The sequence below is a fragment of the Bacteroidota bacterium genome, from assembly GCA_016722565.1.
Classification (GTDB): Bacteria; Bacteroidota; Bacteroidia; order 2-12-FULL-35-15; family 2-12-FULL-35-15; genus 2-12-FULL-35-15.
This window is the reverse complement of sequence record JADKIU010000002.1, coordinates 1,059,509-1,078,994: the sequence shown is the minus strand read 5'-3', so window position 1 is coordinate 1,078,994 and position 19,486 is coordinate 1,059,509. Positions and strand designations below refer to the sequence as shown.

17 protein-coding genes are annotated in these 19,486 nt (G+C 35.0%); 5 read left to right on the top strand and 12 right to left on the bottom strand.

Features of this window, described 5'->3' with window-relative positions; genetic code table 11:
* The first annotated feature begins 43 nt into the window (after positions 1-43).
* Together IPP64_10265 and IPP64_10260 are read left to right on the top strand one after the other, a co-directional pair.
* Positions 44-2,569, top strand: coding sequence for a hypothetical protein (locus tag IPP64_10265; GenBank protein ID MBL0329780.1), 2,526 nt, complete (start codon positions 44-46; stop codon positions 2,567-2,569).
* 38 nt (positions 2,570-2,607) lie between these two features.
* On the top strand, positions 2,608-4,905 hold the full coding sequence (locus tag IPP64_10260) for a gliding motility-associated C-terminal domain-containing protein (protein ID MBL0329779.1): 2,298 nt from the start codon (positions 2,608-2,610) through the stop codon (positions 4,903-4,905).
* A gap of 3 nt (positions 4,906-4,908) precedes the next feature.
* On the opposite strand, the gene IPP64_10255 is transcribed toward IPP64_10260, so the two are convergent.
* The 12 genes from IPP64_10255 to IPP64_10200 all read right to left on the bottom strand — a co-directional run bounded on the left by IPP64_10255 (position 4,909) and on the right by IPP64_10200 (position 16,354).
* On the bottom strand, positions 4,909-6,378 hold the full coding sequence (locus IPP64_10255) for an oligosaccharide flippase family protein (GenBank protein ID MBL0329778.1): 1,470 nt from the start codon (positions 6,376-6,378) through the stop codon (positions 4,909-4,911).
* A gap of 72 nt (positions 6,379-6,450) precedes the next feature.
* Entirely contained in the window at positions 6,451-7,491 is a 1,041-nt protein-coding gene (gene pseI / locus IPP64_10250) for a pseudaminic acid synthase (protein ID MBL0329777.1), read from the bottom strand.
* A gap of 1 nt (position 7,492) precedes the next feature.
* Positions 7,493-8,989, bottom strand: coding sequence for a UDP-2,4-diacetamido-2,4,6-trideoxy-beta-L-altropyranose hydrolase (pseG, locus tag IPP64_10245; GenBank protein ID MBL0329776.1), 1,497 nt, complete (start codon positions 8,987-8,989; stop codon positions 7,493-7,495).
* A gap of 24 nt (positions 8,990-9,013) precedes the next feature.
* Entirely contained in the window at positions 9,014-9,493 is a 480-nt protein-coding gene (locus IPP64_10240) for a hypothetical protein (protein ID MBL0329775.1), read from the bottom strand.
* Between the two features lie 77 nt (positions 9,494-9,570).
* Positions 9,571-9,852 (bottom strand): phytanoyl-CoA dioxygenase family protein, encoded by a 282-nt coding sequence (locus IPP64_10235; GenBank protein MBL0329774.1) that lies wholly within the window; start codon positions 9,850-9,852, stop codon positions 9,571-9,573.
* Positions 9,853-9,856: 4 nt separating this feature from the next.
* Entirely contained in the window at positions 9,857-10,549 is a 693-nt protein-coding gene (locus tag IPP64_10230; GenBank protein ID MBL0329773.1) for a glycosyltransferase family protein, read from the bottom strand.
* Positions 10,550-10,597: 48 nt separating this feature from the next.
* Positions 10,598-11,401, bottom strand: coding sequence for a hypothetical protein (locus tag IPP64_10225; protein ID MBL0329772.1), 804 nt, complete (start codon positions 11,399-11,401; stop codon positions 10,598-10,600).
* 6 nt (positions 11,402-11,407) lie between these two features.
* Positions 11,408-12,046 (bottom strand): methyltransferase domain-containing protein, encoded by a 639-nt coding sequence (locus IPP64_10220; protein MBL0329771.1) that lies wholly within the window; start codon positions 12,044-12,046, stop codon positions 11,408-11,410.
* A 17-nt stretch (positions 12,047-12,063) separates the two neighbouring features.
* Positions 12,064-13,641, bottom strand: a complete 1,578-nt coding sequence (locus tag IPP64_10215) for a hypothetical protein (GenBank protein ID MBL0329770.1) — start codon at positions 13,639-13,641, stop codon at positions 12,064-12,066.
* Between the two features lie 48 nt (positions 13,642-13,689).
* The gene (pseB, locus tag IPP64_10210) at positions 13,690-14,706 is read right to left on the bottom strand and encodes a UDP-N-acetylglucosamine 4,6-dehydratase (inverting) (protein MBL0329769.1); all 1,017 of its coding nucleotides are present in this window, start codon (positions 14,704-14,706) and stop codon (positions 13,690-13,692) included.
* 91 nt (positions 14,707-14,797) lie between these two features.
* Positions 14,798-15,478, bottom strand: coding sequence for a CatB-related O-acetyltransferase (locus IPP64_10205; GenBank protein MBL0329768.1), 681 nt, complete (start codon positions 15,476-15,478; stop codon positions 14,798-14,800).
* A gap of 3 nt (positions 15,479-15,481) precedes the next feature.
* Complete coding sequence (locus IPP64_10200) at positions 15,482-16,354, bottom strand: DUF115 domain-containing protein (protein ID MBL0329767.1); 873 nt, start codon at positions 16,352-16,354, stop codon at positions 15,482-15,484.
* A gap of 95 nt (positions 16,355-16,449) precedes the next feature.
* Between IPP64_10200 and IPP64_10195 the strand changes: the two genes are divergently transcribed.
* The 3 genes from IPP64_10195 to IPP64_10185 are packed head-to-tail and all read left to right on the top strand — an operon-like array spanning position 16,450 to position 19,469.
* Positions 16,450-17,202, top strand: coding sequence for an FkbM family methyltransferase (locus IPP64_10195; GenBank protein MBL0329766.1), 753 nt, complete (start codon positions 16,450-16,452; stop codon positions 17,200-17,202).
* Positions 17,203-17,952, top strand: a complete 750-nt coding sequence (locus IPP64_10190; protein ID MBL0329765.1) for a glycosyltransferase — start codon at positions 17,203-17,205, stop codon at positions 17,950-17,952.
* Between the two features lie 47 nt (positions 17,953-17,999).
* Positions 18,000-19,469 carry an oligosaccharide flippase family protein gene (locus IPP64_10185; GenBank protein ID MBL0329764.1) on the top strand — a complete coding sequence of 490 codons (1,470 nt, stop codon included), beginning with the start codon at positions 18,000-18,002 and terminating at the stop codon, positions 19,467-19,469.
* The last annotated feature ends 17 nt before the right edge of the window (positions 19,470-19,486 follow it).

Sequence of the window (19,486 nt, the reverse complement as noted above, 5' to 3'; positions counted from 1 at the left end):
CTTATATTTGTGGGCATTGAAAAAATAAACAAGCATTCTATCTATGAAGAACATTAATTTGAAATCACTTTTGCCAATTATTACAGGAATTGTAATTTTTATTGTGCTGACGTTCGGTTATTTTACTCCTTTATTGAAAGGGAAAGCAATTGTTCAAAGTGATATGGTTCAAAACCGTGGTATGTCAAAAGAGGTGGTTGATCACCGTGAAAAATATAACGAAGAGGCATTGTGGACGAATTCAATGTTTGGAGGGATGCCAACGTTTCAGATTTCAATAACCTATCCATCCAATTTAATTACACCCTTAAGAAATGCGTTTATGTTGGGATTCCCGACACCTGCCAATATGGTGTTTTCCTATATGATGGGTTTTTTCATTTTATTGTTGGTGCTTAAAGTGGATAAATGGTTGAGTATTGTTGGTGCGATAGCTTTTGGCTTCTCCGCCTTTTTCTTTTTGATTATTGATGCAGGGCATAATACACAGGCATTAGCAATTGCTTATATGGCACCTGTTTTTGCTGGTGTTATTTTGGTTTGCAGAGGGCAATATTTATTAGGAGGTGCATTAACCGGATTGTTTTTTGCTTTGGAATTGGTGTGCAACCATCCCCAAATTGCTTATTATTTAGCATTGGGTTGTATGATTTATGTTGTTTTTGAGTGGATAGCACGTTTCAGACAAAAGCAATACATGGATATTTTGAAAGGGTTATTGGTGTTTGTTATTGCAGGTGTATTGGCGATTGGCTGTAATATATCTAACTTGTGGAATACCTATGATTATGCAAAATCAACTATCCGCGGTCCATCAGAATTGTCGACAGACAAAACCAATAAAACTTCCGGTTTGGATAAGGATTATGCCACTCAATGGAGTTTAGGTAAAGCCGAAACCATGACCTTGATGATTCCCGGATTTAAAGGAAGAACCGATGGAATGTTGATTGGAGAAAATAAGTCGGCATTAAAGGATTTAGATCCTCAAATGAGAGAAGTTGTTTCTAATTTCCCACAATATTGGGGTGCGCAACCAACCACATCTTCCCCTTATGCGGGAGCGATTGTTGTTTTCTTATTTGTGCTCGGACTGTTTATTGTAGAAGGGCGAATGAAATGGGCCTTGTTGACTATTACAATTTTCTCTATCACATTGGCTTGGGGGAAAAATATGATGTGGTTAACCAGTTTCTTTTTAGATTATTTCCCTGGATATAATAAGTTTAGAGCGGTTTCAATGATTTTGGTGCTTGCGGAGTTAGCGATTCCGATTCTTGCTGTATTAGCATTGGATAAAATATTAAAGAACCCAGATATCTTCAAACAAAAAATCAAATTGGCATTTAGTCAAAAAGAAATTACATTTCAAAATGCATTCATTATCTCTTTTGCACTTACGGGTGGGTTGTCGCTCATGTATTATCTGATGCCAACGGTGTTGTCTGATTTTACATGGATCAGAGATGCGGATATTTATAATAACTATGCAAAAACAAACGGAGCAGAAATCGCAGATAAGATATTTGATAATATAGAAGCAGCACGTGTCGCAATATTTAAATCGGAAGCGATCCGTAGCTTTTTGTTTATTTCGATAGGTGCAATTCTGGTATGGCTATTTGTGAAATCGAAACTTAGTAAAGCAATTTTGATTCCGGTAATGGGTGTTTTAATATTGTTTGATCTGGCGTTGGTAGATAAAACTTTTTTGAATGATAAGAATTTTTCAAGCAAGAAAGAAGTTACGAATCCTTTCCCAATGACGGAAGCGGATAAAATGGTGTTGCAGGATAAAGATCCTAATTATCGTGTGTTGGACATTACTGATACACAAAATGGCCCGTTTAATACAGCACGAGCTTCTTTTTATCATAAATCAATTGGCGGTTATCATGCAGCAAAGTTGAGACGATATCAAGAATTAATAGAAGCGCATATTGGAAATAATATTTCCAACATTATCGGAACCTTAAATTCGAATCCAACTGATTCATCATTACGAGCAACTTTTGCGCAGCAAGGTGTTTTAAATATGTTGAACATGCGTTATTTGATTTACAACCCTTCAGCTCAGCCCATTCAAAATAGATATGCTTTAGGTAATGCATGGTTTGTGAATGAGGTAAAGATGGTGAAAAATGCAGATGAAGAGTTGAAAGCGGTCGGAGAAATTAATCCTGCAACAACAATTGTGGTGGATGAGCGCTACAAATCAGAATTAGAAGGGTTTACTCCGAAGGCAGATCCTTCGGCTACGATAACATTAACGGACTATAAACCGAATCATTTGACATATGCCTATAATTCAACTTCAGAACAATTGACGGTGTTTTCTGAGATTTATTATAAGGATTGGGTTGCCTACGTGGATGGAGAAAAGAAAACGTTTTTTTGTGGCGATTGGGTATTGCGTGCAATGCGCGTTCCTGCAGGTAAGCATACTGTTGAATTTAAATTTGAGCCACAAAAATATTACACAGGCGAAAAAATTGCGCTGGTAAGTTGTTTGTCCTTGTTTGTTTTTGCCGGAATTGCCTTGTTTTTGGCTTGGAGAAAGAAAGAATAAGTGGTTATATTTAATTTGTTAGTATTGATTCTTGTTCTATGAGCCGATTAAAATTTTTTATCCTATGCTTGTATTTACCATTTATAACCGGTGAGTTGTGCGCTCAAGGAGAAAAAAATATTTGGTATTTCGGTAATCACGCTGGTTTGGATTTTAATTCCGGGTCTCCAGTTGCTTTAACAGATGGTATGCTTAATACTCAAGAGGGGTGTTCTACAATAAGTGATAATCTTGGTAATTTACTTTTCTATACTGATGGTATAACTGTTTGGGATCGAAGTCATAGTGTGATGCCCAACGGAACAGGTTTGTCAGGTCATATCTCCACTACGCAGTCGGCATTAATTGTTCCCATTCCAGGGGATGTAAATAAATATTATATTTTCACCATTTATGAACTTGGAGGAGCAATGAAGTATTCAATCGTTGATATGACTTTAAATTCAGGTTTTGGAGATGTTGTTTCCTCCGCAAAGAATGTTTTATTGCATAGTATTGTATCTGAAAAACAAACTGCCATACAAGGATGTGATGGAAACATTTGGTTGTTATCACATGAGTGGGGAACAAGTAATTTTTTTGCTGATCGGATAACCACATCAGGTATTAGTCCAAGCGTTATTAGCAGTGTAGGTAGTATTCATTCTGGATCAACTTTGAATTCAATCGGGTCAATGAAGTTTTCTCAACAAGGTCATAAAGTTGCTTTGGCGATGGGTGATTATAAGAAATTTGAAGTTTTTGATTTTGATATTAATTTAGGTATACTTTCTAATCCTATTTCAATTAGTTCTCCTACTTTCAATATCTGTTCTGGAGTTGAATTCTCCCCAAATGGAAATGTACTTTATTGTAGTAGTGCTCTTTCAAAGCAGGTGTTTCAATTCAATTTATTAGCAGGTTCTCCGGCTGCAGTTATAGCTTCTTCTGTTTTGGTTGGAACGGGTATAGATTATTTATGCGCTATGCAACTTGGAGTTGATGGCAAAATTTATGTTGCGAAAACCACAACTGGCTCAACTGGTCCTACTAATCTTGATGTTATTAATAACCCAAATGTTTTAGGCTTAGCTTGTGGTTATTCTAGTTCAACTCTTTCACTTTCTGGAAAGATGAGTTTAGCCGGGATTCCTAATTTTATGATAAAAGTTACTACTTCGCCAAACATAAATATTACTGGAATAAATGAAATATGTTTAGGTCAAAGTACAACGTTAACAGCAACAGGTAGCTCTATTTATCAATGGGCTGGAGGTGATAGTTCAACCTCAAGTACTATTATTGTTTCCCCTTTGGTAACTACGACATATTATGTTATAGGCGATACATCTAGTTGTGGTATTTTGTTGGATACAATTACAGTAGTTGTTGATGAGTTAGTGAATATTTCAACTTCTGCTTCTGATAGTATTTGTTCAGGACAATCTTTAACATTAAGTAGTTCAGGTAGCACAGCTTATGTTTGGTCAGGAGGAATTAGTTCGATCGGTTCAAGTGTTCTTGTTTCCCCAACTTTAACAACAACTTATTATGTAACAGGGTTAACAAATGCCTGTGGCAATGATACGGACACCGTATTGGTTTTTGTTGAACCCCAGCCTAATATATCTGTTTCAGGATTAACGAGCATTTGTTCAGGTCAAAGTGTTACTTTAACAGCTTCTGGTGCTTCAACCTACATTTGGTCTGGAGCCAGTTCAGCAAGTGCTCCATCCATTACAGTTACGCCTTCGTCAACATCTGTATACTTTGTTTCTGCTTCGGGAGTTTTTTGTTTGGATGATATAGATACAGTTATTGTTACTGTTGCTGATTATGTTCCAGCTTTATTTTCGTTTTCATATGATGAATGTGAACACCAAATTTTGTTTCAAAATTTGTCTGTAGGAGCTCAATCTTATTTCTGGGATTTTGGTAATGGCGTTTATAGTACGCTAGAAAACCCTATAAATAATTATTCAGATGGAGTTTATAATGTTGTTTTTACTACTAATCCTGGTTTTCAATGTTCTGATTCAATTCAGCAAGTTGTAACAGTTGCTTCTATTGTTGAATCTTCTATCCAAATTCCCAATGTATTTACTCCAAATGGAGATGGAATAAATGATGAATTCAGGATTAACTATTTTTCAAATTGTTATGTTTATGAATTGCTAATATTTAATCGATGGGGACAATTGGTGTTTGAAACAAATGATCCAGAAAGTGTTGTATGGAATGGTGGTGATAAAGATAATGTAATGGCAAATGCGGGTCTTTACTATTATATTCTGAGCGTTAAAGAACGTGGAGATGATGTCGAAGCACTTACTGGTTTTGTAAGTTTAATAAGATAAAAGTCATAAAAACCGTTTCAGATTTTTTCGGATTTTATTATTCAATTCCGGTGTTGCTTCTGTTTTTAGCATTAATAAAATAAATATACCACCTACAATTCCACTCCTTAAAACGATATCAACGTATTTGTTGAGTGCGGGAATGAACAAACTTGGAAGGATAGACACCACTGCAATCAGAATAATTTTTAGTGAATTGAGATCATAAGGTTGCATGTTGTATTTTATTTTTAAAAATAAGAAGCGTAAAAAATTGTTTGCGGAAACAGTAAGCGCTGTTGCAATTGCTGACCCCATGATCCCATAAATAGGAATAAAGATGAGGTTGGCAATGATAACAACCCCTACCATCAAGAATACGAAAAATGTATCGTACTTATAGTATTTTGAATTTGCGATAATCACTTGATTGATGCCGGTTGCCATTTCTATTAAATAACCTAAACTCAAAATTAAAATTACGTTTTTCCCGGATGCATATTCTGCTGGTATTAACTGCATAATATTGTCAATATTCACAAACACTCCGATAAACAATAATATTCCAATAGCTAATTGACTATTACATGACTTTCTGTAAAGTGCTGCAACTTCTTTGATATCGTCTTTTTTGAATGCTTCTGCTACTATACTGGTCATGATACGATACAACGAGCGCGCGGGAATTAAAATGATGGTACCGATTTGAAAAGCAATGGAATAGATTCCTGTTTTTTCTTCACCCAATATAGAATTAACCATTATGGCATCAATGTTAAGAACTACTGCTCCTGCGCCACCCGCAAGGATGGAGTAGGTGCCCAGCTTCACCATTTCTGTTCTCAGTTCCTTACTCATAAAACCGCGGACAGGTCTTACATGCCATTCTTTTTGCAAAATGATATAAACTAGCAATATGATAGTTGATAAGCATGTGACAACAATGTAAAGTAGAATAAAAACTTTGAAGTCGATTAGTTTTAAAAAATAGAACGTCAGCACAATGAGAATTAGCACTCTTTGTAAAAAATCCTTACTAAAGGATCCAATAACAGAGCTATAACATGCTCTTAAGTAACTATCGAATATATTAAAGAATACAGTGAAAAAAGTTAATGGCATTAGGTAATACAAAAATGTAATAAATAGGGGAGATTTTTCCTGGCTTTTTTCAATGAGTTGTGGTTGAAGAAAAATGAAAACAATATAGCATAATAAAAAGCCAATGAGAGTAATGATGAGGGCATAAAATAAAAATCCATGATGTCCTTTTTCTTTATTTCTGAAATAAGGAAAAAAACGATTGGTCACAGAAGTAAAACCTAGGTTAGCAAATTGAGCAAACAAAGCGGAGTAGGAAATTAACAAGCCTCTGGCGCCATTTTCGGCAGGAGTTAAAAGGTGCGCCATCCACATAACTGTAAAAAAGCCTAAGCCTGCTCCTAAATAAGAGTAGATGGCATTTTTTGTAGCTTGTTTTTCTATTATTCCCATTTGAAATTCCGGATTAAGGATTTTTAGAATTAGGATTTACTTTAATTATTTAATAATCCTTATTCCTAAATTTTAGATGCAGTCCCAGCTTAAAGGCGTTCCAGCTTTTATATCTGCTTTTGCGGTTTTTCCAACCACTTCATCCCAATGCTTTGGTGTTAAGCCTTTTGCTGGGCGAATAATTTTTAAATTTTCTGCAGATAAGATTTCTCCCTTTTTTACGTCTTTAGAAACAAAGATGGAGCGCTTGAATTGTACGCTTTTTTCCTCAGCAGGTAAAATTCCTTTTTGAATTTCTCCTAATGATAAAAAAGCTCGTTCAGTTTCAACAACCAAGGATTTCAATTCTTCCGGTTCTAATGAAAAAGCACTGTCAACACCTCCGTCAGCTCTTCTGAGCGTAAAATGTTTCTCTATTACTCTTGCTCCCAATGCAACAGCTGCAACAGACGCACCAACTCCCATGGTGTGATCGGATAATCCCACAATACAGTTGAATGAATTTATGAAATCAGGAATCGTTAAAAGATTTGTGTTTTCGGGAGTTGCAGGATATGTACTGGTGCATTTTAATAAAATAATGTTTTTGCAACCTGCTTTTCTCAATACTTCGATACTTTCTGTAATGTCTTCACGAGTTGTTACGCCACTTGAAATGATAACAGGTTTTCCGGTGGCAGCGACTTTTTTCAATAAAGGGTGATGTGTGTTTTCAAACGATGCGATTTTATAGAGGGGAACATTCAGCGATTCTAAAAAATCTACTGCAGTCTCATCGAAGGGAGAGCTGAATGCAATCATTCCTTTTTCTTTTGCCCGGTCAAATATTGCTTTGTGCCATTCCCATGGAGTATAAGCCATTTTGTAAAGATCGTGTAGCTCCTTTCCATTCCACAAAGAATTTTTATCGTCAATGGTCATTGCACCTTTCATTGTGATTGTATCTGCAGTGTACGTTTGAAGTTTTAATGCATGAGCACCTGCTTCGGCTGCCGCATCTACCAATTCCAATGCTCGGTCAAGCGATTGATTATGGTTGCCGCTCATTTCAGCAATGATAAATGGCTTGTGGCCATTTCCTATGATGTAGTTTCCAATTTTTATGTCAGTCATTCTAAACTGATTTTTTTATTAATTTATAACTCTTACTTCCTTGCTCGGTAACCAGCTCTTCGTTCCCGTAACCAGCTTTAATAAAACTCTGATAGGAGGATGTGTTTTCTACTTTAATGTATGCAGTAATCACTTCTAAGGTATGCTTTTTTAAGTAATCTTCAGAAGCCATTTTAAGCATTCTACTTGCAAGGCCTTTTCCACGCTGTGTCGAGTCGATTGATATTCCGATTACCGTCTCTTTTTCACCTTTCTCAATGCGTATTTGCCCGATAGGAATGTTTTCTTCGTTTAAAAAATAATACATAAAACAATTCTGAGAAGCTAATTTCGAATGAAACCATTTTACATGATTTTCATACGTAACTTCTGACTGATTGTATGAATTAATTCTCACAGCAGGGTCGTTGGTCCATTTGTAATAAACATCAACATCCGTTTCCTTTGCAAATCTAAAGTGTATTTTCTCGGAAATCAGCTCTTTAACTATTTTTAGCAATCTTGCTGGGGAATTTCCGTCAATCAACTTTTTCTGATTTTCGATTAGTTGATTTAATTGTTGAGGCGTGTCAACGATTCTTTTTAGCTCTGCAGTAATTGTTGCTACTGCTATTTCATTAAAATCACCTAAATTGAGAATGACATTTTTATTTGCCAATCCCTGAAGTATTCCTTTTTGATTTTCGGCAGTGTAGCCGGAAATCAATCCGATTCCAATTGCACAGCATTCAAGTGAGATGCTGCTGGCAGGACAAATAGCGATGTCGCACTTTTTTAGCAAGTCAGCTAATTGTTCAGCCGAAATTTCAAAGTGTTTGATTATTTTAATTTGTTTATTGTTTGCAATGAGAGTATCAATGCTTGTAAGGTTTGGATTGATGGAACCCAGCATGAGATGTATTTCTTCAATCTCCTTTATTTGAATAAGTCCTTCAGTAAATTTCTGTGTCAGATTATTTATATCCGCAGCTCCCATACTGATAAATGCTTTTTTAACAGCACTTATTTTTCTTGTTTCTGAGGTATTTTCCAAAAATGGTTTGCGTAACAAAACATAATCTAAACCAAGATAGAGTTTGCTGTTATTTTCTTTTGAATAAACCGACTCTTTTATTCCGTCTGCATGGTTTAAAATTGCATCAGCAAAGTGATGCCAGCTATGAAGATCATCAATTACAAGTAATTTACAGCCTTTTTTTTGAATCGTTTTTTGGTAATCGGTTTTAAAGTTATAACCATCCAAAACAACAATATCCGTTGATTCCAAAAACTCTGAGAAGTTGACAGCATCCTGATCAAAATCTTCGGTAAGCGGAAGGTGCAGAATCGTTTCTGTTACAGAATGAATTGTTTTCAAAACGCTTTCAATCGGCTGTTGGATGGCAAAAACAATAGTGAAATTATCTTTCAACATTGCTGCCAATGCACAACTTCGAACAACATGCCCCATTCCGATTGACTTTCCACCATCAGCGCGAAATATTATTTTACGTTTCATTTTGAACTGCATGTCGTTGAAAAATTAACCACCGTATTCGGGGATTGGTTTCAGAATCTCTACGCCTCTTTGTTTGGCCAATGAAACTACCGAATCATCGAACTTAGATGCTTTCGCATGTTCAATTGTGTCTTTTCTTTTTAATGTATACTCGTTGATGTAACGGTCTAAATGACTGGATTTTAAAGCATACGTCATGAATAAAGAAATCCGTTCGTGCTGCTGATCTTTTTTAAGAAATTCTGGAATTATATTTTCTTTTCCCGAAGTGTTGATTGAATAATTCGGAAATAATTTTAGTCGTACAGCATTTCCACTGTGAACGGTTTTTAAACTCCAGATTGCAACATCACCCACTTCGCTGTCTACAAAAACTGGTTTTCCGTCAGCTTGTTTGTGGGTTCCCAATTTTATTTTTAATCCTCCGCTATAATTTTTATGATCCTGCAAATAAATTCCTAATCGCACCAACGTATACTCACCTTGCCAATCTGGTCCATCCAAATTTGTGCGGTCGATGCAATCGCGGTGAAAGCCACGTGTTCCCGTTCCAATTTGATATGAACTGTCTCCAAAATAGATTATTTCATTTTTCCTAGAATGGTTTTTGCAATTTTTAAAATACGTTCGTCTAATAACGCATGACGCAGTAGTTCTTTGCTCAATAAATCTCCACGAGTGTATTTCGCTTTTGTTTTCATGTTGGTAACCAGAAAGTCCAACTTTTTCTCTTTGTCGATTTCGTATTGTTGATATGCTTCTTTTCGCAAGGTGTTAATTTCTTCTGCTGTGAAAACGTTTTTCACCACAACATATCCGTCTCTTTCAAAACTTGCTTTGTCGATATTGAGTTCTTTTGCCATGTTGTTAAGCTTTTTTCTGTTCGATGTGTGCGTTCAAAGCAACCAGTTCAGGGTGCTTCAATAGAATAGTTTCTATTTCTGAATAAGGTAATGTATCTGCCTGATGTTTTTCAATTAAAACTTTGATTAATTCAAAATCTTCGGATGTATCCACTGTTATTCTGAGGTGACTGTTGTCAGTGGTTTGTTTTATGAAATAGAAATCAGTTTTTCCAGATTTGTTTTTCCAAATGTAAGGCGTAACATGTTCCAGATCTGATTTGTCAGTCGCATTTTTGAAGGCATCTTCTAACAATTGAAATGAAAATATTTCAAAATCAAAACCTCTTGCAAATGTCCGTTCAATACTATTGCTAATATATAAATTGGGGTTGTTGAATTGCATGTATTTTTCCACAGCATTTCGAATAAGATGTTGATCTATTAAGGGGCAGTCGGAAGTTACCCTTACAATAATATCATAGTTGAATTTTATAGCAGTTTGGTAAAATCTGCTGAGTACATTGTTTTCGCTTCCACGGTGACAAGCAATGGTTTGTTTGGCTGCAAAATCAGCAACAACATCATCCGTTGCATTTGTTGTAGTGGCAATTGCAATGTCGAACCCTGTTTTTTGTAACCGTTCAATATGGTATTGTAACAATGATTTTCTGTTGATTTTCTTAAAAATTTTTCCAGGTAAACGGGAACTCGTCATTCTTGCTTGTGAAATGATACCGATATGTGGAGTAGTAGCAGGCACGTGTTATTTTTTAAATTTCCAAACAATCAGGTTGGTTGTATTTAATGGAACCAATCCGAAAATATCTTTGTTTAATTCCAGAATTTCTATGTCGTTTCTTTCTTGCAAGATGGTCAATAGATTTCTGTTATAATCATTCAGTTCCATGTATTTGTTCCGCATTAGTCCAAGCAGGCTTGTTCGCTCTTTTATTACAGTGGGTTCGAAGTGAACAACATAATTTATTTTTGATTTTTGTTTTTCCAGATTGTTGATGATAATTGTAGCATCAGGAATTTGTTCAATGCTATGAGCTGTAAAAATAGTTGTGTCAGGCATTATAAAATCATAATCTTTTTCGTTGTAGTAATTGAATTCGGTTACAGGTAAGCCTATTTTTTTTCCAAGATTTACTGCGTTTATTGAATACTCACCTCCGTAGGCGTTGCTACCGATTAAATGTAGATTGTAACCATAGCCACAGCCTAGTTCACAATAATTTTTTGATGGGTATTTTTTTAAAGTTGATAAAATTAGTTCGTAATATTTTTCTCTGGCAACTTTTACACTTGTTTTAAATATCTCTTCGCCACATGAAATATGCATTTCTCCAGTTATTGGATTCATGCCACCTAATTCAAATTCTTTCGCTTTATATTCTTCAACCGTTTTAAAGTCAAATGCAAGAAGTTTAGCATATTTGTCTAAGTTATATTCGTTTTCTACTTGTTCAATATCTCTGTTTTTCTGGAAAGGGACATGCCCCAACAAACGCAGTGTCCAAGGGTTTTTGTCATTAAAAAAATTGTTAATAGAAACTGGTGTCATCACGGCTTATTGTTTTTCTAAAAGGTACATGTGATCAACATTCTCTGGATTGGTTATGTATGGATATTTTTCACGTTTAACCAATTTTAAATCGGGAAACTGTTTCATAAACAAGCTTGCATAGTCGGCTTTCCATAGATAATTTTTGTTTCCACGATAATCTATCTCCGTAATATTTTCTGCAAAGTATTCAAAACCCCAAATATATTTTTTTGAGCATCGATACATCTCGCTCATTATTTTTGGTAAATCATCAGGTGAAATATGTATAAGAACTCCATTGGTGCAAACTACATCAAAATACTTATCTTTAAAAGGAAGGTCAAACCCTGAGCCGCAAATAATATTTATATTCTTTGTATATTTTTTTGCTTCTTCAACAGCATAAGATTGAAGTTCTACTCCATAAATATTTTCAAAGTTCATACGCTGCAATCCGTTTAATTGCATTCCAGTATTACAACCTACTTCTAATATCTTTATATCTTTTGATAAGGAACCAAGAAAACTTTGATTCATTTCTATTTTTGTTTTTCCCCAGGTATTGACATAAAATTTATCCCACTCTTCGGCTGAGCGTGAACATCTATCTGTGTATTCTTTTCCGAAATCGCTTTTCCAAAAGTCAATTTGTTTTGTTTTCATTGATTGAATGTTTAAAATTAAAATATATGATCAGCTCCAACTGAGCCGCTTTCAAAAAAATCAAAATAGTAGCCGTTTAAAAATGGATTATCAGAAACCGCTGTTAACCATCCGCTTTTTTCATTTAAAAAAGAAGATATTTCTTTGTCTGTTCCCAAATCGATTGTTAAACTTCCATTGCCTGGAATACTAATTTCCCGATGAATCCTTTGATCATCACATTCTCTATGAAAACTTAATTTCACATTCGCAGGCGTTGAATATTGCTTTAGCGAAGAGGAGTTGGTTAATACAACTTCTGACCTTCCAATATTGATAAAAGGAGCCCAGCGGAAAGTTCCTGTTTTTTTCAAAACAGCAGGATTTCCTAATTGAGGTGCAAAACAGATGTTAGTTGGTAGTTCAGGTGTTTCGCTTTCTTTTCCAATATTTAATCCAAATTTGACACGTGTTGGAATCTTGTTTTTGTCTTGCCAGTTACAGATAAGATTAACGGTTTTTGGTTTGTCGAGGTCAATCTTTTCTTTTTGAAGAATTGATTTGAAGTCGATTTGTTCGTATGCATTTTCATCGCTTTTTATCAAGTGATAGTGCTCCAAGAACTTTATAAGTTGTCCGCTCTCATTATAAAAAGCATATGAAAGTGAGAAGTCGGAAGGTGAAAAAATCGGGTAAATAGCAATTCGTGTATACAAATTTCCTGTTATATAAAGCGGAATGGAAACAGAACTGTCGTTCATTAGTTCATCTTTACGATTCCAAAAAGATTTTTCATCTGATAATGAAGAGCAGTCGTAGTAAGAATGTGTGATACTCACTGATTTTTTATGTTCGTCAAAATTACCAACTGCAAATCTTGGGAAGAAGCCTTCTAGGTTATGTCCGATTTTGATTGAGCCAGCTTCCCCGTTTAAAATAGTTGCAAGATCTATATGTTCTTTTAGTTTTATAAAAACAGTTTCGAATGGTTTTACTTGAGATATATTGAAGGAGCCCTTGACAGTTTTTTGTTCAGGACCATTAATTTCATAAGTGATTTGTGGTTGGTCGTTTTTGACTGGCCCATTAGTAAAAGCAACAAAAGGGGATAAATTATCATTGCCGTATATATCAAACCCTGATTCACGAACTTTATATTCTTCGTTTTTTGCAAGATCCTCCATGTCGTTATAAATGCGACCAACCGTATGAACAGCTGTGGAAAAATGATCTCCAAAATAAATCAGAACAAATGCAGGATAAGGATAAACAAGATCTTGTGTTGAAAATATTTCAAGCTCTAATGAACCAATAAAATTAGTATCAATACTATCGCTGAATTCGCTTAATTGAATTGAAAATGCTTTGGCAGAATCTATAAGTAAATATTTTCTAGATAATATTGTTCCTTCGGCACTTCGAAGGGTATAAAGCAATCCTATTTCTTTGATGTTTCTTTTCAAGAGCCAATAACCCATAAAAACAACTTTTGATGAATAGTCATTGTTGTGTAAAACGGGAAATATAGCCGATGATCTAAAGGTCGGCTTTTGAGTTATAAGTACTTCTTCTCCTGTACTTTTTACCGCTTGCAAATGACTGTAATATGAGCGCATTATATTTAATTAATAAGTAAAGATTAAGGTTTGTTATAGAAAAGTTGGTTAAACTGTGAATTCCGAATCAACATGTTCCACAATTAATTTTCTTATTTCATCAACGTTCACCCATTCAGTGTTTTCACCTGAGTTATACTGAAATCCTTGCGGAACTAATTTTGCATTAAAATGTTTTGTAAAATCTTCAATTTTAAAGCAGGGAACCTGTGGTAGTATCGCGTAATATTTTCCTAAATCGTATGTTGAAAATGAATCGGAAGAAGTAATCATTTCTTCGTGCACTTTTTCTCCAGGGCGGATGCCAATCACTTCCTGTTTGCAATCAGGGGCAATCGCTTTTGCTACATCGGTAATTTTGTATGAAGGTATTTTAGGTACAAATATTTCTCCACCCCAGGCTGTTTCCATAGCATGTAAAACCATGTCTACCCCACCTTGAAGTGATATGTTGAAGCGTGTCATATTTGGGTCTGTAATTGGCAAAACACCTTCTTTCTTCTTTTTCATAAAGAATGGAATTACAGAGCCATTAGAACCCATTACATTTCCATAACGCACAACAGAAAATTTAATATCTGCTTTTCCTCTGATGTTATTTGCTGCTACAAATAATTTGTCTGAACATAATTTTGTAGCACCGTATAAGTTAATAGGAGCGGCTGCTTTGTCTGTAGATAAGGCAACTACATTTTTTATTCCCATTTCCATAGATGCATTGATAACGTTTTCTGCTCCCAGTACATTTGTTTTTACGCATTCCATCGGATTGTATTCGGCAATGGGAACATGTTTCATGGCAGCAGCATGAATAACGTAATCAATCTCAGTAAATGCTTTTTTCAAACGATCAAAATCTCTGACATCGCCAATAAAGTAACGAATAGCCGGATATTTTGCGTGAGAATACTCTTGTGCCATTTCAAATTGCTTTTGCTCATCTCTGGAGAAGATGACCAAGCGTTTTACTTTGGGAAATTTGGAGAGAATATTTTTAGTTAAATGCTTTCCTAATGAGCCGGTACCTCCGGTAATTAAAATTGATTTGCCGTTTAAATCTAACATATTTTAGGGTTTTCAAATAAAACCCAAAAATAAGCAGAGTTTAGCGAAATACCAAAGATTTTGAAGATTGGATGAATAGCAGTAAAAGCTCTTATTTTATTGGATTTTGAGCCATAAATTCGCCAATATTTTGGAACTTATCTTTATTTGCTTTCAACCATTCAAGATCTTTGTCCCACCATTTGAACTGTTGTAAAAAATCAATCTGTTCGTCTGTGAATCGATATTTGATCACTTTTGCTGGAACACCGCCCACAATACTGTAAGGTTCAACATCCTTCGTAACAACGGCTCCTGAACCAATAATGGCTCCATTGCCAATGTTTACACCGTATTTAATTGTTACATTGTTTCCTATCCAAACATCATTGCCAATAGCGGTTTCTGGAAATTCATCAAAAAGATTTTTGTCTACAATCACCATTCCAGAGCTTTGACCCAATGTAGAATAGAAAAGCGGGTGGCTGGATACAAAATCTGCTGAAGGATGAGCACCCATGCCAGTATTTACATTAGGGCCAATGCAGGTGAATTTGCCAACTTTGGTATTATAAATTTGACAATTGCGTGCGGCATAACTGAAATCACCAAAGGAAGAGTCGCGTAAACGGGAATATTTGTATATAGTATTATAATTGTTAAAGGTGCAGTTATTTATTTCCACCATGTATTCCAACTTTAACTTTTGCTTACGGTATTTGAATTCAAGATTCCATTTTGTGAAAAGCCAGCGGAACCAATGTGTGGAAGGGTTATTAAAAATAGCGAGCATGATTTACAGTTTAATACGTTTAAAAGCGTCTATAAAAGAAATTTCACTTGCGTTATAAATTGTGCAATTCTGAGAAACGGCATATTCATTCAATGCCACATATCCATAAAAGGTTTTTCCCCATGTCACTAGAATTTCGTCCATACGGAATGTTTCTTTCGTATGAACTCCCTTATAGAAGGGAGTGTATTTTATTAGCTCTTCGTTTTCATAAAAATGCACATTTTTCAAGCAAAGAACATTGTTCTCATCCACATGCAAATTTTCATGCCAGGTATGATCTGCTCCAAAAACATACACTTTTTTATATCCCATGTTTATTCCTAGAAAAACGGAGGCAACCAAAACATTCTGACTTTGAATCATGGCCAAGTTCTTTTTGTAAAAACGATGAGCAATATTTTTGAACCCTTTAAAAACTGTATAGTTAAAATAAGTAGGATGGATGTTCTTGTTTTTTTCAATCAGTTGCTGAAGCAAAACCGATTTTTTTGCAGCAGGTGGCAGGAGTAAATGCATTTCCCAAGTTGTTTTTGTTTGGATGCAGTTAATCGTATCAATCACCGTTTGGTTGTTTCCAAACCAGTATCCTGGATCCAACATCACATAATACTTTGGCTGTAATTTTTCATAGTATTGTGTAAGCGAAAAGTTGTTCACGCAAATCAATGAATGCTTTGTGAAAAAATCGGGATGGTTCTCAAATGATTTTTTAAGTGAGGGGCCGTTTCCCAATACAATACATGTTTCTTCCTGAGCTGTTGGTAAATGCACTCCGAATTTAGAGCGGACAAATACCTTTAAAACAGAAATGCAAGTGTTTGCAATTTGAGTGATAAATCCACTCACTTCTTTATATGATTTTTCAGCTGACATGCTTCACAAATGTAATAAAATTATGCTTTATTGGTTTGTTTTTTAATGGTTTTAGCGGACTTAAAATTCCCAAACCATCCCAAAATTCCTTAATATTGCAGTCTAATACTTTTGATGCAATGAATAGCTTTGAACGAATCACAAAAAAAATATTTCAAAATTTCGGAATTTTAATACGCAAGTACAATGCTGCTACAAGTGAAGATTTGAGACGTATTAAACTATTCGAACACTATAGCATTGATTTGGTTTTTGATATTGGAGCAAATAAAGGGCAATATGCTACAGGAATAATGGATGTTGGGTATCAGCAGAAAATTGTTTCGTTTGAACCTTTGTCATCTGTTCATTCAATTATTGAAAATGCAAGTAAATCCCATACAAATTGGACAGTGGCTCCGCGTTGCGCAATTGGTTCAAAAAAGGAAGAAATTGAAATTAATATTTCTGCCAATTCGGTTAGCAGCACGCTTCTAACCATGTTGGACACACATATTGAAGGCGCCCCTGAATCCAAGATTATTGGAAAGGAGAAAGTGACTGTTTATCCATTGGATGAAATTGCAAAAACGTATATCGGTTCTTCAAAAAACATTTTTTTGAAAATTGATGTGCAAGGGTTTGAGCAAGAAGTGCTAAAAGGAGCTTCAGAAATGATTGCTCTGGCAAAAGGGATTGAAATGGAGATTTCGCTAGTGCCGTTATATGAAAATCAAACATGGTTGCTACCTCAAGTGTTGGAGTATATGGAGCAAAAAGGCTTTGTATTAACCAGTATTGTACCAGCTTTCACGGATAATGTGACAGGAAAAGTATTACAATGTAACGGCATTTTTTATAAAAAGTAAATGCAATTTAATCCTAAAATAAGCATTATTACTGTTGTTTTTAACGGACATTCATTGATTGAACGCACGATAAAAAGTGTCATTCATCAAACCTATGCGAATGTAGAGTACATTATTATTGATGGTGCATCTTCGGATGGTACGCTCGAAATTGCTGAAAAATATCAGTCTAAAATAGCCGTAATTCTTTCGGGTAAAGACAATGGGATTTATGATGCAATGAATAAAGGATTAAATGTTGCTACCGGTGATTATGTTCTTTTTTTAAATGCAGGTGATGAGTTGTTCGCCAACGAAACCATTGCGTCTGTTTTTTCTTTTGGTGATGCAGATGTTTATTATGGAAATACTGCTGTGGTTAATCAAAAAGGAGATCTGCTTGGCGACAGAAGGTTAAGTCCCCCGGAGCAGCTGAATTGGAAGAGCTTGAAGTACGGAATGTGTGTCTCTCATCAATCCTTTATTGCTAAACGAAGTTTGTGTGAGGCCTATGATACTTCTTATTCCGTTAGTGCAGATATTGATTGGGTGATTTCGATTTTGAAAAAATCAATTCGAATTGTAAATACGAAAAATTACATTTCTAAATTTTTAGAAGGTGGTACGTCTAACAAACGGAGAAAAAAGGCACTTTTTGAACGTTTTAATATCATGTCGAAACACTATGGTTTTTTTATGACAATCCTAAATCATTTGTATATTTTATTTCGTTTCCCTGTTCATAGATTGTCGAAAAAGTCGATGACGTGATTCGCAATTTTTTCGGCAGAAAATCGTTACACCAATAAAAAATCACATTGAGCACAATTAAAAAGCAAGGAATTCAGAATACACTTATTACCTATATTGGTGTTGTTATTGGCTTTGTGAGCTTAATGTTTATTCAACCGAATCTTTTAAAGCCCGAGGAACTTGGATTAACAAGAATTTTGGTTGCTGCAGCCAGTTTATTAGCAACCATTTTACCATTAGGAGTAAGTAGTATCACAACCCGATATTTTCCTTTTTTTAGAAACGAAGACAAACGACACCACGGTTATTTTGGTTTTATGATGCTTTTTCCACTTGTTGGGACAATCGTTTGTGGTGTATTGGTGTATTCTTTTAAGGACATGATTGTTCGTCAATATGTAGAACAATCACCCATGTTTACCTATTATTTTGATTTGATACTTCCGTTTGCCACCATTATGGGCGTAAATATGGCTTTAAATGCATATTCATCATCGCTTTTTAAAACAACCATCATTACATTTTTAGAAGGCATTTTATCACGTGTACTCTTTATTGTTTTGATTGTCTTTTATTATTTTAAACTACTATCGCTTTCTCAGTTTATTCACCTTTTTGTTTTTAGCTATTTATTACAAACCATCTGGATGTGTGGATATTTGTATAAAATTGATAGACCATCACTTAAAATTGATAATCATTACTTGAGAGGGGTAGGATTGAACAAATTAATTGGGTATGGTTTGTTTTTAACACTTAGCAATGTTGCCTCCTTGAGTTTAAAACATTTGGATGCGGTAATCATCGGCAAGTACTGGGATTTATCGTATGTAGGTGTTTTTGCAGTAGCAGCATATATTTCATTGATCATTGAAATACCCTTGAACTCGTTGGAACGTATTTCTCATTCGAAAGTTGCGCAAGCATTCGCAAACGAGGATTTTGAAAGCATAAAAAAAATCTATTATCAATCGGTGAAATATTTGATGTTGGTAAGTGGAATTTTGTTGGTGGGAATAATTAGTAATGTGCATGAACTATTAGGTTTGTTGCCGGAAGAATATCATAAAGGTGCTACTGTTACAATCATATCCTGTTGTGCGGCCTTTTTAAATGTTTCAACGGGAGTAAATACTTCGATTATTTTTAATTCGCCCAAATATCTTTATGGCACAGTTTTGTTAATCGTATTGATGGTGCTAGCATTAATCTTTAACCTCTGGCTGATTCCTGTTTATGGAATGATTGGAGCCGCTTTGGTAACGGGAGCGTTGGCAGTATTGTATAATGTAACGAAGTTTTTATTGATATTGATTTTTTATAAGATGCAGCCCTATGATTTATCCAGTTTGAAAATCCTGTTGGTGATTGGATTGTCTTTTGGAATAACTTTTTTATTGCCAACTATTGAATCCGGAATTATTGCAATGGTAGTGAAGACGAGTGTTATCACGGTTACCTATGTAGGACTAGCATACGTAATGAAAATTGTTCCTGAATTTCATAAATATTTACCTTTCCATAAAGGAGACTAAATGCAAAAGCAACGTCT